At 44.1% G+C, this 13,399-nt stretch carries 17 protein-coding genes and 1 pseudogene; 14 read left to right on the forward strand and 4 right to left on the reverse strand.

From position 1 onward, the window contains the following. From ftsW to JCM19037_RS04810, 3 genes are read left to right on the forward strand one after another with little or no spacing between them, the layout of a single operon-like run. Window positions 1–1,167: a putative lipid II flippase FtsW gene (gene ftsW, locus JCM19037_RS04800; protein ID WP_042398433.1), complete on the forward strand. Its 1,167-nt coding sequence runs from the start codon at window positions 1–3 to the stop codon at window positions 1,165–1,167. Between the two features lie 11 nt (window positions 1,168–1,178). Continuing rightward, on the forward strand, window positions 1,179–1,841 hold the full coding sequence (locus JCM19037_RS04805) for a hypothetical protein (protein ID WP_042398434.1): 663 nt from the start codon (window positions 1,179–1,181) through the stop codon (window positions 1,839–1,841). After that, complete coding sequence (locus JCM19037_RS04810; protein ID WP_307189730.1) at window positions 1,828–2,442, forward strand: pseudouridine synthase; 615 nt, start codon at window positions 1,828–1,830, stop codon at window positions 2,440–2,442. Before JCM19037_RS04805 ends, JCM19037_RS04810 begins: the two co-directional genes overlap by 14 nt. 171 nt (window positions 2,443–2,613) lie before the next feature. On the opposite strand, the gene JCM19037_RS04815 is transcribed toward JCM19037_RS04810, so the two are convergent. Further along, window positions 2,614–2,829: a DeoR family transcriptional regulator gene (locus tag JCM19037_RS04815; protein ID WP_042398435.1), complete on the reverse strand. Its 216-nt coding sequence runs from the start codon at window positions 2,827–2,829 to the stop codon at window positions 2,614–2,616. A gap of 195 nt (window positions 2,830–3,024) precedes the next feature. Further along, on the reverse strand, window positions 3,025–3,960 hold the full coding sequence (gene cysK, locus JCM19037_RS04820) for a cysteine synthase A (RefSeq protein WP_042398436.1): 936 nt from the start codon (window positions 3,958–3,960) through the stop codon (window positions 3,025–3,027). A 303-nt stretch (window positions 3,961–4,263) separates the two neighbouring features. Here cysK and thpR point away from each other — a divergent pair, with 303 nt between their 5' ends. From thpR to trmB, 7 genes are all read left to right on the forward strand, one after another. Continuing rightward, on the forward strand, window positions 4,264–4,659 hold the full coding sequence (thpR, locus tag JCM19037_RS04825) for an RNA 2',3'-cyclic phosphodiesterase (protein WP_042398438.1): 396 nt from the start codon (window positions 4,264–4,266) through the stop codon (window positions 4,657–4,659). A 132-nt stretch (window positions 4,660–4,791) separates the two neighbouring features. After that, window positions 4,792–5,049 (forward strand): CidA/LrgA family protein, encoded by a 258-nt coding sequence (locus tag JCM19037_RS04830; RefSeq protein WP_052363555.1) that lies wholly within the window; start codon window positions 4,792–4,794, stop codon window positions 5,047–5,049. Further along, window positions 5,042–5,731, forward strand: a complete 690-nt coding sequence (locus JCM19037_RS04835; protein WP_042398443.1) for an LrgB family protein — start codon at window positions 5,042–5,044, stop codon at window positions 5,729–5,731. Before JCM19037_RS04830 ends, JCM19037_RS04835 begins: the two co-directional genes overlap by 8 nt. A gap of 16 nt (window positions 5,732–5,747) precedes the next feature. Continuing rightward, a complete protein-coding gene (locus JCM19037_RS04840) occupies window positions 5,748–6,668 on the forward strand; it encodes an NERD domain-containing protein (protein WP_042398446.1) in 921 nt (306 codons plus the stop codon). A gap of 305 nt (window positions 6,669–6,973) precedes the next feature. Then, window positions 6,974–7,657, forward strand: a complete 684-nt coding sequence (locus JCM19037_RS04845) for a phosphotransferase family protein (protein WP_238544551.1) — start codon at window positions 6,974–6,976, stop codon at window positions 7,655–7,657. Between the two features lie 26 nt (window positions 7,658–7,683). Beyond that, entirely contained in the window at window positions 7,684–7,809 is a 126-nt protein-coding gene (locus JCM19037_RS28210) for a hypothetical protein (protein ID WP_255357846.1), read from the forward strand. 178 nt (window positions 7,810–7,987) lie between these two features. Next, a complete protein-coding gene (gene trmB, locus JCM19037_RS04850; protein WP_042398449.1) occupies window positions 7,988–8,635 on the forward strand; it encodes a tRNA (guanosine(46)-N7)-methyltransferase TrmB in 648 nt (215 codons plus the stop codon). 56 nt (window positions 8,636–8,691) lie between these two features. Here the strand turns inward: trmB and JCM19037_RS04855 are convergent, their stop codons facing one another. Further along, complete coding sequence (locus JCM19037_RS04855; RefSeq protein WP_042398452.1) at window positions 8,692–9,000, reverse strand: PepSY domain-containing protein; 309 nt, start codon at window positions 8,998–9,000, stop codon at window positions 8,692–8,694. Between the two features lie 209 nt (window positions 9,001–9,209). On the opposite strand from JCM19037_RS04855, the gene JCM19037_RS04860 reads away from it, so the two are divergent. Then, on the forward strand, window positions 9,210–10,283 hold the full coding sequence (locus JCM19037_RS04860; RefSeq protein ID WP_042398660.1) for a M42 family metallopeptidase: 1,074 nt from the start codon (window positions 9,210–9,212) through the stop codon (window positions 10,281–10,283). Here the strand turns inward: JCM19037_RS04860 and JCM19037_RS04865 are convergent, their stop codons facing one another. Continuing rightward, the gene (locus JCM19037_RS04865; protein WP_042398455.1) at window positions 10,284–10,730 is read right to left on the reverse strand and encodes a YtoQ family protein; all 447 of its coding nucleotides are present in this window, start codon (window positions 10,728–10,730) and stop codon (window positions 10,284–10,286) included. A gap of 116 nt (window positions 10,731–10,846) precedes the next feature. Here JCM19037_RS04865 and JCM19037_RS04870 point away from each other — a divergent pair, with 116 nt between their 5' ends. The 3 genes and pseudogenes from JCM19037_RS04870 to ytpR all read left to right on the forward strand — a co-directional run bounded on the left by JCM19037_RS04870 (window position 10,847) and on the right by ytpR (window position 12,619). Continuing rightward, the gene (locus tag JCM19037_RS04870) at window positions 10,847–11,167 is read left to right on the forward strand and encodes a thioredoxin family protein (RefSeq protein WP_042398459.1); all 321 of its coding nucleotides are present in this window, start codon (window positions 10,847–10,849) and stop codon (window positions 11,165–11,167) included. 17 nt (window positions 11,168–11,184) lie between these two features. Then, a pseudogene (locus JCM19037_RS24000) lies at window positions 11,185–11,984 on the forward strand (DUF1444 family protein). 11 nt (window positions 11,985–11,995) lie between these two features. After that, window positions 11,996–12,619 carry a YtpR family tRNA-binding protein gene (ytpR, locus tag JCM19037_RS04880; protein WP_042398462.1) on the forward strand — a complete coding sequence of 208 codons (624 nt, stop codon included), beginning with the start codon at window positions 11,996–11,998 and terminating at the stop codon, window positions 12,617–12,619. Window positions 12,620–13,399: the final 780 nt, after the last annotated feature.

Consider the following 13,399-nt stretch of genomic DNA (forward strand, 5'->3'; position numbering starts at 1 on the left):
ATGCTAGCACGGTTTCGAGCGTTTGACTGGATTTTTATTTGCACGGTTTTGGCACTTTCGGTATTCGGACTGCTCATGGTATATAGTGCTAGTTATCCTGCGGCAATAAACAGTGGCAGTCCGGCGACTTCTGTAGTCAGTCGGCAAGTTGTGTTTTTCTTTATCGGTATCGCGCTGTTTCTCATCGTCATGAATTTCCGTTATCAATTTTTCAAGCAATTAAGCCCGATTATTATTGTCGGTTCGTTAATTTTGCTTGTGCTTGTGCCGTTTATCGGTATTGAAGATAAAGGAGCAACCCGGTGGATATCCATTGCTGGCTTTACAATCCAGCCTTCGGAGTTCGTAAAGCTAGGTGTGGTGATTTACTTAGCAGCGGTGTATTCCAAAAAGCATCAATACATTAATCGTTTTGTAACCGGCGTACTGCCACCACTCGTCCTTGTCGTTTTCGTATTTACCCTCATTCTTGCGCAACCCGACCTCGGTACCGCAGTTACGATTTTACTCGTAACCGGAGTGATTATCTTTTTGTCGGGGGCAAGATTACGACACTTAATAATGCTTGGTACCTTATCGGCAGGTTCAGTTGCTTTTCTTGTGACCCAAGAGGAGTACAGAATGAACCGGATCCTTGCGTTCATGGACCCGTTTGCACACCAAGAAACTCATGGACATCAACTCATTCAATCGTACTATGCGATTGCCAACGGGGGTGTGACAGGGACGGGTTTTGGACAAAGTATACAAAAGCTCGGTTACTTACCAGAACCACATAATGACTTTATCTTGGCAATTATTGCTGAAGAAACCGGCATTTTTGGTGTAGGTTTTGTTATTCTTTGCTTCTTAATCATCGGTTTTCGAGGAGTCATTATCGGCAGTCGGTGTAAGACGATGTTTGGCTCATTGCTCGCGTATGGTTTTGTGTTCATGTTTATGTTCCAATTCATTTTTAACGCAGGCGCGGTTAGCGGCACGATGCCAATCACAGGAATTACGTTGCCATTTGTCAGTGCAGGAGGGTCATCCCTCATCGTTTCCTTTGTTGCAGCGGCAATTGTAGCGAACATATCAAGGCAAAATGCGAAAGAACGAGAACAAAGCATGGATGATGAAGTTCAACAAGACGATTCACAAGTGACGATGGCGAGTGGCCAACGTTAGGAGGGATCACAATGCTCGTCGTAGGTTTCGGAAAGCTAGGGCAGGCGATCGTTTCGGCACTTCACAATCACGGGGTCGAGGAAGTGAAGGTGTACAATCGGACGGTAAGCAAAGCAGCAGAAGTAGCGGGAGTTGCCGTCGTTAAACCCGAGCAGTTCTCTTACGAAAACCAAGTCATCATCGCCCTTCCGGCTCATGTATATGAGCCGTTTTTTTTGAAATATGCCAAAGCCTTCCCGGAGGATTGTCAGTTTTTTTATACGGCAACGAATCTAGATTTTAACGACGTCTCAGCTCTGTTAACAAAACAACAGCGGGCGACTTCAGTGAAGTTGCTGGGGCACGCGTATACGTTAGAGAGGGCGGGGACATTTGTCGTTTCGACGGAGGAGGATCGTCGATTATTCTCAAGCGTGACAAGCGGGGCGTTTTCAACCATCGTTGGTACAGAGTCGTCAGTTACAATGGCAAATACGATCGTGACGACAGAGACTTTGCGAGCCATTGTTTCAATTGAACAGCAATTAAAAGCGAAACATTTCGATGAACAAATGATCGAGCGAGCGATCAAGAGCATGATTCCAGGGATCGTTGAAGCCCATGTCACCGATACTCACGGTGGGTTTGCCCGTTCAATCATGGAACGTTGGGAGAATGAGAATGATGGAAAGTGAATGGCGACTAGATCGATGGTTGGCAAAAGCAGGCGTCGGCTCACGAAAAGATGTAAAAAAGCTGTTAAAGAAGAAACGTGTGAAACAAAATGGTCAGGTTGTGACTGATGCCTCGGCAAAAGTCCACATCGAACAAGATACGATTACTTTAGATGGGAACCCGATTACAGCGAACACGGGCCCGATTTATTTACTAATGAACAAGCAAAAAAATCGCGTGAGTGCGACGACAGACGCGGAGAATGTGACCGTACTAGCAGATGTGGAAGAACAGTTTCGTGCGGATTTATTTCCAGTCGGAAGGCTCGATAAAGATACGGAAGGGTTATTGTTGTTGACGAATGATGGAGACTTTGCTCATCGGCTTACATCACCGAAATATGAGATTGAAAAAGAATACGAAGTGACATTGGATGAGCTACCTGCAGATGAGGAATTACAAGCGTTGGAAAAAGGCATTCAGTTAAAAGATGGCACAGTTACAAAGCCAGCCAAACTCCAGCGGGATAACAAGTCCGATAAGCCGACAGTTACAATTACCCTTACCGAAGGGAAATATCATCAAGTGAAGCGGATGTTTGGGGCACTTGGGCGCGAGTAACGGAATTAAAGAGAATTCGAATCGGTTCGTTATCATTGGACGAAGACCTTAAACCAGGGGAGTACCGAGAGTTAACTACCGATGAACTCAAAAACCTATTTCGTTATATCCATTAAAAAAGACCAGCTCTTCGTCGAGGAGCTGGATTTTGTATGTTTACGTGTATGGTTTCTATGAGGCTTGACTTTTGCGACTTGAAGTCCATTTACCGCGACTCGGACTGTGAACAAGATTGTTATATTCCAAAACATTCAAGTCACGTTGTATCGTTCGCTGCGTAATTCCGAATTCATCAACCAGTTCTTGAGTTGTTACCGTGCCTTCTTTACGAATAAACAAGTAAATTGACTTAATTCTAATAAGCATCCGGTCGGTTGAAGATCGCAAATAACCACTCCCTCGATCAAGATGGAACCGGGGAAACGATGGATAATCTCTCTATATAATCCGTCGCAGGCACTAGACAATCGACTAGACCAATCTAAGCTTGTTGTATTCGTGTTGTGACAGGTCCGCGCAATGTCTGGTGTCCCTGATTCCTCCTCATTGTACTACACCCGTAAAGTAAGATCAAAAGAACTTTTACGCATCAAATTGAAACAAGTCGGTAGATAAATACCGCTCGCCTGTGTCGCAAGCAATGGCAACAACGACATCGCCTGGTAGCAAACGTTTCGCTAGTTCAATTGCCGCAAAACAAGCAGCACCAGACGACGGTCCAACAAGAATGCCTTCTTCTCGTGCCAGTTTGCGTACTGTATCGTAGGCATCTTCATCAGAAATGCGATCGATATCATTGTATACAGACTGATTTAAAATCGGAGGGACAAACCCAGGGGACGTTCCTACTAATTTGTGGGGTCCTGGTTTTCCACCAGAAAGTACCGGTGAGCCTTTCGGTTCGACAACACGTACAGTAAGGTCTGGATAGTATTCACGTAATGCTTCGCCCGTGCCCGTAATCGTGCCACCTGTTCCAGATGCCGCAACAAAACCTGCAAGCGGTTGGTTTAGTGAAGAAATCGCTTTATGAATTTCTTGAGCTGTCGTTTTACGGTGGGCATCAGGGTTTGCTTCATTTTCAAATTGCATCGGCATAAAGCTATTTGGAATTTCTTTCGTTAGTTCGTGCGCACGATCAATGGCTCCTGGCATCTTTTTGTCGCCAGGCGTGAGTACCACTTCAGCGCCGTATGCTTTAAGAAGGTTAATTCTCTCTTGGGACATCGTATCTGGCATCGTTAAAATGCAACGGTAGCCTCTCACAGCCGCATTCATCGCTAACCCGATTCCTGTATTTCCAGAAGTAGGTTCAATAATTGTTGTTTCAGATGTAATCTTGCCTGCTTGTTCGCCTTGGACAATCATCTCTCTTGCCGCTCGGTCCTTTACACTACCGCTTGGGTTTTGGTACTCAAGCTTTAAATACACATCTGCAGCAGCTTCTGGAACAATGCGGTTGAGCTTCACAAGGGGTGTATTGCCGACGAGTTCGTCAATTTGGTTATATACATGCATGATCTTCACTCCATATTCTAGTTAATGCTTATTAATCAGATCGTCTTTCTATTATAACGAAGAAGCCGAGTTCTTAAAAGAAGCACCTATTTCTAAATGCCAGGTTTTGAGATACGATAATGAAGAGAAGAGGGTTAAAACGGAGTGAACAAAAATGGAAACTCATTATTTTTTTGCAATCCCTATACCAAGGCCAATCGGTCAGAAAATCCAAACCGTGAGTGAGCAGCTAAACGTTGCGAAGTACTATCGCCAAGTTACCCACTGCCAAGATTATCATATTACCCTAAAGTTTTTAGGGGGATGACCGATACTCAGTTTAGAGATCTTCAAACCTTCACACAAAAAATCGCTGAAGAGGTGGCACCGTTTGACATCACGCTTTCACGAGTAGAGGCATTCGGAAACCGTGAAACACCACGTGTGTTATATGTCGGTGTTGATGGAGGATTGCCGCTCGTCAATTTGCAAAAAAACGTTGAGGCGCTTTCTGTTCAAGCAGGATTTCGAGCAGAGCAGCGGGCGTATACCCCGCATGTTACACTCGCCAAAAGATCCAACGGGTGCGCAAGCGATACACATTTGCATGACGAAACGGTTGCAGAACGTTGGACGGTGCCGGGGTTTTGTCTATATCGAGTAAATCACGGGCAAACCCCTCGTTATGAACAACTTCGTCAGTTTATCTTCACGGGATGAGGGAAGCACCATGAAGCGACATACAAAATTTATCGTGTTCTTGGCTCAACTCGTAGGGTTTTACGGCTTCATTTACTTGGAACGTGGGCAAGTCATTTTTTACCGTTACCCGTTCCAGGCAGTGTGATTGGCATGATTTTATTGCTACTTCTATTGTACACAGGAATCATCAAACTTCACTGGGTTGAACAAGGAGCAAGGATTTTAATTATGCATTTGCCGTTATTATTTTTGCCGATCATGGCTGGGCTTATCCAACATCAAGACTTGTTACAGCCGACCGGGTTCTTTATGTTACTTGCAACAGTTGTGAGCACATGGCTCGTTATGATTATCGCTGGGTTACTGAGCCGCAAAATGATGAAAAAAGGCGGCGAACAGTATGAATGAATGGCTAATCGCGATTATTTTTATACTGCTTACTGTCGGTATTTATATGCTAGCTAGAAAATTGCATGAAATGCATAGAGCGTTATACACGATGCCATTTATAACAGGTACAGTTTTTCTCGTCGTGTTACTCATTGTTTTTCAAATCCCATATGAAACCTATCAGATCGGTGGAGAGTGGCTAGAAATGTGGCTCGGACCAGCAATTGTAGCGTTAGCCGTGCCACTTTATAAAGAGAGACACACATTAAAGAAATACTTCCTGCCGATTATGGTTCCGGTGCTAACAGGTGCGGCTACAGGCGTTGTCAGCGTGTATGCATTTGCGGCAGTTGCCAGTATAGATCGATCGAGTATACATGCACTCGTGCCCAAGTCAGTCACCGCTCCGGTTGCGATGGACATCGCTGAGGCGCTACAAGCAGAGCCTTCTGTTGCTGCATTGTTTGTGCTTGTTGCCGGAGTGAGTGGTGTGTTGCTCTCTTCTGTAACCTTTCGAATGTTTAACATTGATCACCCGTTAGCTCGTGGAATTGCTTTAGGCGCTTCTGCACATGCCATCGGCACAGCAATTGCCATGGAAAAAGACTCACTTGAAGGGGCAGCAAGTTCCGTATCAATGACGATTAGTGCACTTCTTCTTTCAATGCTCACCCCCTTACTTGCTTTTATACTGATTTAAGACAGGAGAAATGGATATGGTTCACCTCATAAAGGTTCATGACTATGTCTCGCGGTATGAAAATGACATTCATCGATATCCCAATCAATTTACGCGACTGAAACGGGAAAAGTGGGAGAAGATGAAAAAGAATTGGCAGCAAGCAAATGCAGGAGGAAATGTGGAAGAAGACTGGTTTGAAGACACAAGCCCAAAGTTCTTTCGCCACCCATTCCAACGGTTGAGAAAATCAAATAAAGACAAACAGGCTGGGCGAGTGGTCACAGAGGACCCGGATCAATTGTATGCAAATAAAACCATCGAACAGCTGAAGAAGATGTTTCACTATGACGTCTTTCAAACGCAATTGAATTGGGCATCGTCTTCACTGTTCGGGGAATCTTACCTAGAAAGCAAATATCGTTTTGATACGCGGCTGCGCCAACTCATTCAAGATGTTCCCGACAATTTCTTGCTTTTGTATCATCCTGTATTGCGAGTGCAACGTGCAGAAGTTCAGCTCGATGTGATCTTACTTTCACCGACAGAGGTGTACGTTGTAAATTTCTTAGAGATGGAGAACAATGCGGTTGTTCGCGCCTCAAATGAGCGGTTTTGGCCAGTCGTGGGCAAGTATGCAAAAGCACAGCTGTTAAACCCAATGATTGCTCAGGAAAGGTCATTTTCAATCATTCGCTCGATCTTACAAAAAGAAGAGATTCAACCGAATATATCCATGCTATTAATCGCCCCAGATGGGTATATTGATGATCATCATGCACGTGCGGATTTAAAGAAAGTGGATCGGGCGAATTACAGCAGATGGTTATCGACACTACAAGCGCATCGCTCACCACTAAAAAAACAACAAATTGACGTTGCGCGCGCTTTGTTGAAGTATAGCAAAACGTCGCACATGCCGTACTCGAGACCGAGTGCAGAAGACGACGGTGAATAAGCTCCTATCGTGATAAACACAATTGACTGCCCTTTCGTTCATCTGCTATGATATACGTTGATTATCCTAACCGTAAAACGGTTAAGCGACCATGTGAATGCACACTGTTTGTCTAGTTCAGCAGTGTAATTGCTCTTGAATGCGCCACTGTAGAAAAATGTCGGCGCCTTATTTTTTCCCTTGTATGACCGGACATTTAACGTTCAAGTGTGTAATGACCATTACATCCTTCATACTTAGTAGATTTCTGATGACAAATGCTGAGCGTATTTAACAATGCTCAAATATTTAAAAGGATACCCGCCATGACACATTTCGATATGCAGACAAGAGTGAAAAGGAAAAAGTGGTTGGAAATGCTATTAGGCGCGGATTGGAATCTCGAGCCTGCTGGCGGTTCAACAGGGGAAGCATTTATTGCTCACGACGGTAGTCGTAAGCTTTTTTTGAAGTGCAACTCTTCACCGTTTTTAGCGGTTTTGTCGGCAGAGGGAATTGTTCCGAAACTGCTTTGGACAAAGCGCTTGGCAAACGGCGACGTGATTACTGCGCAACGCTGGGTTTACGGTCGCGAATTGTCAAGCACAGAGATGCAAAAACGAGAAGTTGCGGAACTTCTGCAACAAATCCATGCATCTTCGGATTTATTAGAGATGTTAAAACGGATTGAGAATCAAGTATCGACACCTGATGTATTACTCGGTAACCTAAAGAGAAAGGCCATCTTCCAAAACAACACACCATCTAGTTGGTTGCAAGACGCCTTTTTGTTTCTAGAAGAAAACAAGCATAAGATTGAACATGACGAGTTTGTCGTTTGTCACTGCGACTTGAATCATAACAATTGGATTATGGAAAAGGACGATTCGTTATTTCTAATTGACTGGGACGGAGCTTCTGTCGCCGACCCTGCACTTGATCTTAGTGTTCTTTTGCATTGGTACGTGCCAAAGAACAAATGGCTTGACTGGTTAAGTCACTATGGATAGAACTTGATGATTCGATAAAGAAACGAATGCATTGGTACATTGTGATGCATACGGTTGAGTATATTCTCGACTTGAACGAGAACGACCATGATGAAGTGAACAGCTGGAAGCGCTATTTAGCATCACTGCTCACACCCATTACGAATAAATAATACGAGAAGATAAATGTGTAAGAACTTTGGTAGAACAACCTAAAGCCCCGGGGGTGCTCTCGCTCTGCTGAGCTAGCATACCTCGGGGATCTTTCGTCATGAAGCCTACGACGAAACTGTTTGACGTGTGTTCCTCGAGAATATGAAATAACAGTAAGAAAAAGGGTGAAAGAAAGTCATGAGATTAAGAAAAAAGCCTGGGGCACTTGAGAAGCTAAGTGAACATCCTAGCATTGTCATTCCTGACCCAAAACAATACAAAGGGCGCTGGTTTGAGGCGTTTGAAGGAAGGAACGACCGAGAATTGCATGTGGAATTTGGCACAGGGAAAGGCCAATTTCTTCGCGACATGTCGGACCACTTTCCGGATGTCAATTATATCGGTGTAGAAAAGTATGAAAGTGTACTCGTCACAGCACTTGAGAAGAACATCGAAAATCATCGTGGTAAAGTGTGCTTTATTCATGGAGATGTTCGAGATGCAACAACCATTTTTGCGCCAGGTGAAATTGATCGAATCTACTTAAACTTTATGGATCCATGGCCAAAAGCTCGCCACAGTAAACGTCGGCTTACGCATAAGGATTTTTTGGAAATGTATCAAACGTTGCTGCATGAGAATGGAGAAATCCACCTCAAAACAGATAATGAAGGATTGTTTGAGTACTCGTTGCAGTCGTTTAGTGAGAACGGCTACCAATTAAAAAATATTCGAGTAAATTTACATCGAAACGAGCCTGAAGATAATGTTCGTACCGAATATGAGGAGAAGTTTTCAACGAAGGGACAACCGATTTTTCGAACAGAAGCTTTTCTTCCTAAATGAATAAAAATGGGCGGACTGTCACTTGTACCGTGACCGTCCGCCCATTTTTTCGTTCGTTATTGTTTTTCTAATTCAAGGATCGTACCCGTTTTAGCATCAACGACGAAATCCATTTGTTTCGTTTCACCTGCAGCTGTACTGGAGATTCCACCGCGATAAACATTATAGTCCAGCTCATTCTTCTCATAATGTTCTGGATTCATATGAATCCACGAACCGCTAATTGGAATGCGATGAGAGACGCTTTCCTTCACTTGTTTGAGTGCTTTTTCTGGAGAGACGGATTTGGCTGCGCAGGCTTCTTTCACTGCATATCCAGCGGCAAAACCTATCGCTGCTCCAACTAGTAGATCTTTCACCTTCATCTTCATCAACCGCCTTTTTACTTCATGATTAGTCTTAGTATATCGAGATCTCTTCGATTTGTCCAAGCGAACAAAATGTCCACGACTAGAATTTATCCGATCTTTTCGATACAATGAAACACGGATAAGTGTAGAGTGCATAAACACGGTTTGTGATTACATATGGAAAGGATGTGAAGGTCGGATCATTCGATGACCGGCTGAAAAAAATGAATAATGAGACGAAACAGATGTTTAAAACTTTGACTGAGATGGCAGGCCCTCCAGGCTTTGAGCATGACATTAGAAATTACATGAAAACGGAACTGTCTAAATACGCAGATGACGTCATTCAGGATAAACTGGGAAGCGTTTTTGGCGTGAAAAATGGAGAGAAAGACGCTCCGAAAGTAATGGTCGCGGGCCACATGGATGAAGTAGGTTTTATGGTGACTTCGATCTCAGAAAATGGCCTCATTCGCTTTCAAACGCTTGGTGGATGGTGGAGCCAAGTATTGCTCGCACAACAAGTACAAGTCATGACAGACAACGGACCGATTCCTGGTGTGATCGGTTCAACACCTCCACACCTTCTTGATGACCAAACGCGAAACAAACCGATGCCAATTAAAGAAATGTACATTGATATTGGTGCAGATGACCGTGACGACGCCAAACAGATTGGGGTTCGTCCAGGACAAGCAATCGTACCTGTTTGTGAATTTACGCCGATGGCAAACCCGAATAAAATTATGGCAAAAGCATGGGATAATCGCTACGGTGTTGGTTTGGCTCTCGAATTGATGAAAGAAGTGCAAAACGAGTCGTTGCCAAATACGTTATATTCTGGTGCAACCGTTCAAGAAGAAGTGGGACTCCGAGGGGCAGAGACTGCTGCAAATATGATTCAACCTGACCTCTTTTTTGCGTTAGATGCAAGCCCTGCCAACGATACATCCGGAAAGAAAGATCAGTTCGGTAAATTAGGTGAGGGAGCGCTGCTCCGGATCTATGACCGAACGATGATTACACACCGAGGGATGCGCGAGTGGATTTTAGATACGGCAGAAACTGAAAGCATCCCATATCAGTACTTTATTTCTCCAGGTGGGACGGACGCCGGGAAAGTGCATACGTCAAATGAAGGTGTACCGTCAGCCGTTGTTGGGGTATGTTCACGCTACATTCATACGGGTGCATCAATCTTAAACGTGAAAGATTATGAAGCCGCGAAGGCACTCATTACTACGCTCGTAAGAAAAGCGGATCGCTCCACAGTGAAGACCATCCGCTCAAATGTATAACTATTCCGTTTCAAAAATATAAGTCAACGCTTGCAATGCTTGATCGATCGTCTCAACAACGAGTTGCGATTGATTTGCCATCTCTTTTGATGGATGGTGCAAAGACTCTGGTCGGACAAGAATGACAGGCAGATTCATGGCGGCAGCTTGTCCGACGTCCATCGCAGCATTCCATTGTTTATAGTCTTCACCAAACAAGGCAATGACAACGTCAGACTTGTTTAAGAGAACTCTCGTACGCAAGTTATTTACTGCTGATGCGGCTTCATCTTTTAACACAGGGTTTGGCTGCTCACCGAGAATTTCTTCTCCGATGTTATCGGAGCGATCGTGGTGGGTCATCGGTTCAAAGAATGTGAGCGGAAGATTCTTTTCGATTGCCTTTTTCTTCACTTGTTCACGCCAGTCATCATGAATCTGACCGGCTAGGTATACATTTAGTTCCATTGCAATTCACCTCTTGTCTATAATCATCGGCTTACATGTTATACTATATCCCCGACTTTTAAAAGAAATAAACGATCATCCAACAATCGAATGAAAGCCATTAAGGAGGCAATACTATGAGAAAAGTCGATCAGAAAGAAACGTTTGAACAAGCGATTCAAGGAGAACGAGTGATCGTGATGTTTAGTGCGGATTGGTGTCCGGATTGCCATGTCATTGAGCCCGCATTGCCTCGGATTGAAGCGGACTATCCCGAAATTGACTTTATTCATGCCGACCGAGACGCATTAATTGACGTGTGTCAGCAATATGATATCTTTGGAATTCCGAGCTTTATCGGGTTTAAACACGGAAAAGAAGTCGATCGGTTTGTGGATAAAAACCGTAAAACCGAAGAAGAAGTGACAAACTTTATCGACGGTTATTTGGAGAAGTAAAAGCAGGAGGAATACCGATGTCAAACGCTCAGTCGAAATTGATCAAACAACTAAAAAACCGCTTTGAGACATTTGATGTGTCTGTCGATGAGGAAAACGAACAGATGCGCATCACTCATCCACGTTTAGATTCAGGCCTAAACCTCGATCTCGCTCGTCTTGAAACGAAATTTAACCAAAAAGGCGTTTCGGGACTCGAAGAGACGTTCAACTTTGTGGAAACTTCATTTCAAGCTATGGAGAAGAAAAAGGAGCTCAGAGGCAGTTACAATCAATCTATCCAGTCATTCGCTCCACGTCTTTTCCAGTAGAAACGAAAGAAGGTAAGACGCTCGTCTACGATGACCACACAGCGGAAACAAGAGTCTATTACGCACTTGACCAAGGCAATACGTATGCGCTTATCGATGACGGTCTCCTTGAGGAACAAGCCATTCAAAAGCAAGAAATAAAAGAAGCGGCAACGTTTAACCTTCGCGCTTTGCCAACGAGTGTGAAAGTGGATGAAGTCGCAGGCAATCGCTTTTATTTCATGAATACGAATGATGGGTATGATGCGAGCCGAATCCTTAATGAGGCATGGCTAAAACAGATAGCGAGTGAAATGACAGGAGAAGCCGTTTTTAGTGTTCCACATCAAGATGTGTTAATTGCTGGAGACATACAGAATGATCAAGGCTATGACGTACTCGGGCAGATGACGTTTCAATTTTTTAATGATGGAAGAGTACCGGTGACAGCACTTCCTTTTGCGTATCGGGATGGTGTGTTGGAGCCGATCTTTATATTGGCACGTAAAAAACCAAAAGGTGACTAAAGGAGTTCATGATGAACGTATTTTATAATGAGAAGGGCATGGGAGATGTTCTGCTCGTCACGCTAAAAGAGATTGCAATGGAGCAACGTGAAGTTGAGCGTAAAGGAGACATTGCGCGCTTATTTCATGTTGAGAGCGGCGAAACCGTCGGCTACCACTTATTTAACGTCAATCAATATGGTGGATATAAAAAGACAGGGATGCTCTCCGTTGATGATGAGCTGATCGAGCTAATGAACCGTATCTTTAAGGAGAATGATTGGGACCATGAATTTCGTGCACCCACGTCATCTTCTTTCGTCGTAGGGCATGTGGATGAGATTGATCGTCACCCTAACGCCGATAAACTGAACGTATGCCAAGTGAATGTCGGTCATGAACAGCTTCAAATCGTATGTGGCGCTAAAAATGTTGACGAAGGACAGCGAGTCGTCGTTGCGCTTCCAGGTGCATACATGCCGAGTGGCATGAAGATCCGCCCGTCAAAACTTCGTGGAGAACCGTCAAATGGTATGATCTGCTCAATTAAAGAGCTTGCCATACCGATGCCTCAAGAAGAGCCAGGTATTCTCGTCTTATCCGATGAGTACGAGATTGGTGAAGACTTTTTGGCGAAATATCATCAAAATGTTTAAGCTTGAGCACAATGTTTGAATACGAATCGTACGACACTCCAAACGGTACCGTTTGGAGTGTTTTTTTCGGCAATTTTCACGCCTAGGCGAATGTTGCTTTAAAGTGGCCGTTAAATAAGCTCGAAAGAGTGATTGCATGATCACGGCATGACGTAAGGCGAGATTATGTCGGCGTTTATCGTAAAGGACCGTCCACGTCATCGGACCCAGAGAGGATTCTTTTCATTCAATTGAGATTATAATCATACGCCAACCCTCTCGTAAGGGGTTGTTAGTATCGGTAAATGAGCAAGGAGATCGCCATTTTATCTAAGGTGATCACATAGGAATGACTTTCACTCACTTTTTTATTCAGTCTTCGATAAATCTTTCATTTGGAGGTGTTCGGAACCGATTTGCTTCTGTAAAATGGAACTTGATCCATAATTTGATAGATAGCAGGTGAATAATGATGCCAAAAGAAAAAATTCGGCAGCATTTTAAATAAAATGAATCAATACTTTTTCGGCAATGACGATCGATTGCAAAAGCAAGAGGATCGAACACCCCCCACTCGTCAGGCTGCTGTACGTAAGCCGATGAACAACAAGGATGTGCAGGAGACGAAGGCGAAGGTCATTCATAAATACCCGAAAAATGGAGAATTCCGCTTTCCGGTGGACATGGATGAGCGGCACGTTAAAAAAGAGACGCCAACCCGAATGCAGCGGCGTGAGCGCCTGAGAAAAAGCAACATCGAAAAGAACGAGAAACGACGAGGCGTAAAGAGCAGAACGAACA

This window comes from Geomicrobium sp. JCM 19037, assembly GCF_000698105.1.
GTDB lineage: Bacteria > Bacillota > Bacilli > Bacillales > Marinococcaceae > Geomicrobium_A.

Coding starts and splice junctions, on each gene's coding strand:
- ftsW (WP_042398433.1), top strand. CDS start 1: ATGCTAGCACGGTTTCGAGCGTTTGACTGGATTTTTATTTGCACGGTT.
- JCM19037_RS04805 (WP_042398434.1), top strand. CDS start 1,179: ATGCTCGTCGTAGGTTTCGGAAAGCTAGGGCAGGCGATCGTTTCGGCA.
- JCM19037_RS04810 (WP_307189730.1), top strand. CDS start 1,828: ATGATGGAAAGTGAATGGCGACTAGATCGATGGTTGGCAAAAGCAGGC.
- cysK (WP_042398436.1), bottom strand. CDS start 3,960: ATGCATGTATATAACCAAATTGACGAACTCGTCGGCAATACACCCCTT.
- thpR (WP_042398438.1), top strand. CDS start 4,264: ATGACCGATACTCAGTTTAGAGATCTTCAAACCTTCACACAAAAAATC.
- JCM19037_RS04830 (WP_052363555.1), top strand. CDS start 4,792: ATGATTTTATTGCTACTTCTATTGTACACAGGAATCATCAAACTTCAC.
- JCM19037_RS04835 (WP_042398443.1), top strand. CDS start 5,042: ATGAATGAATGGCTAATCGCGATTATTTTTATACTGCTTACTGTCGGT.
- JCM19037_RS04840 (WP_042398446.1), top strand. CDS start 5,748: ATGGTTCACCTCATAAAGGTTCATGACTATGTCTCGCGGTATGAAAAT.
- JCM19037_RS04845 (WP_238544551.1), top strand. CDS start 6,974: ATGACACATTTCGATATGCAGACAAGAGTGAAAAGGAAAAAGTGGTTG.
- JCM19037_RS28210 (WP_255357846.1), top strand. CDS start 7,684: ATGCATTGGTACATTGTGATGCATACGGTTGAGTATATTCTCGACTTG.
- trmB (WP_042398449.1), top strand. CDS start 7,988: ATGAGATTAAGAAAAAAGCCTGGGGCACTTGAGAAGCTAAGTGAACAT.
- JCM19037_RS04855 (WP_042398452.1), bottom strand. CDS start 9,000: ATGAAGGTGAAAGATCTACTAGTTGGAGCAGCGATAGGTTTTGCCGCT.
- JCM19037_RS04860 (WP_042398660.1), top strand. CDS start 9,210: ATGAATAATGAGACGAAACAGATGTTTAAAACTTTGACTGAGATGGCA.
- JCM19037_RS04865 (WP_042398455.1), bottom strand. CDS start 10,730: ATGGAACTAAATGTATACCTAGCCGGTCAGATTCATGATGACTGGCGT.
- JCM19037_RS04870 (WP_042398459.1), top strand. CDS start 10,847: ATGAGAAAAGTCGATCAGAAAGAAACGTTTGAACAAGCGATTCAAGGA.
- ytpR (WP_042398462.1), top strand. CDS start 11,996: ATGAACGTATTTTATAATGAGAAGGGCATGGGAGATGTTCTGCTCGTC.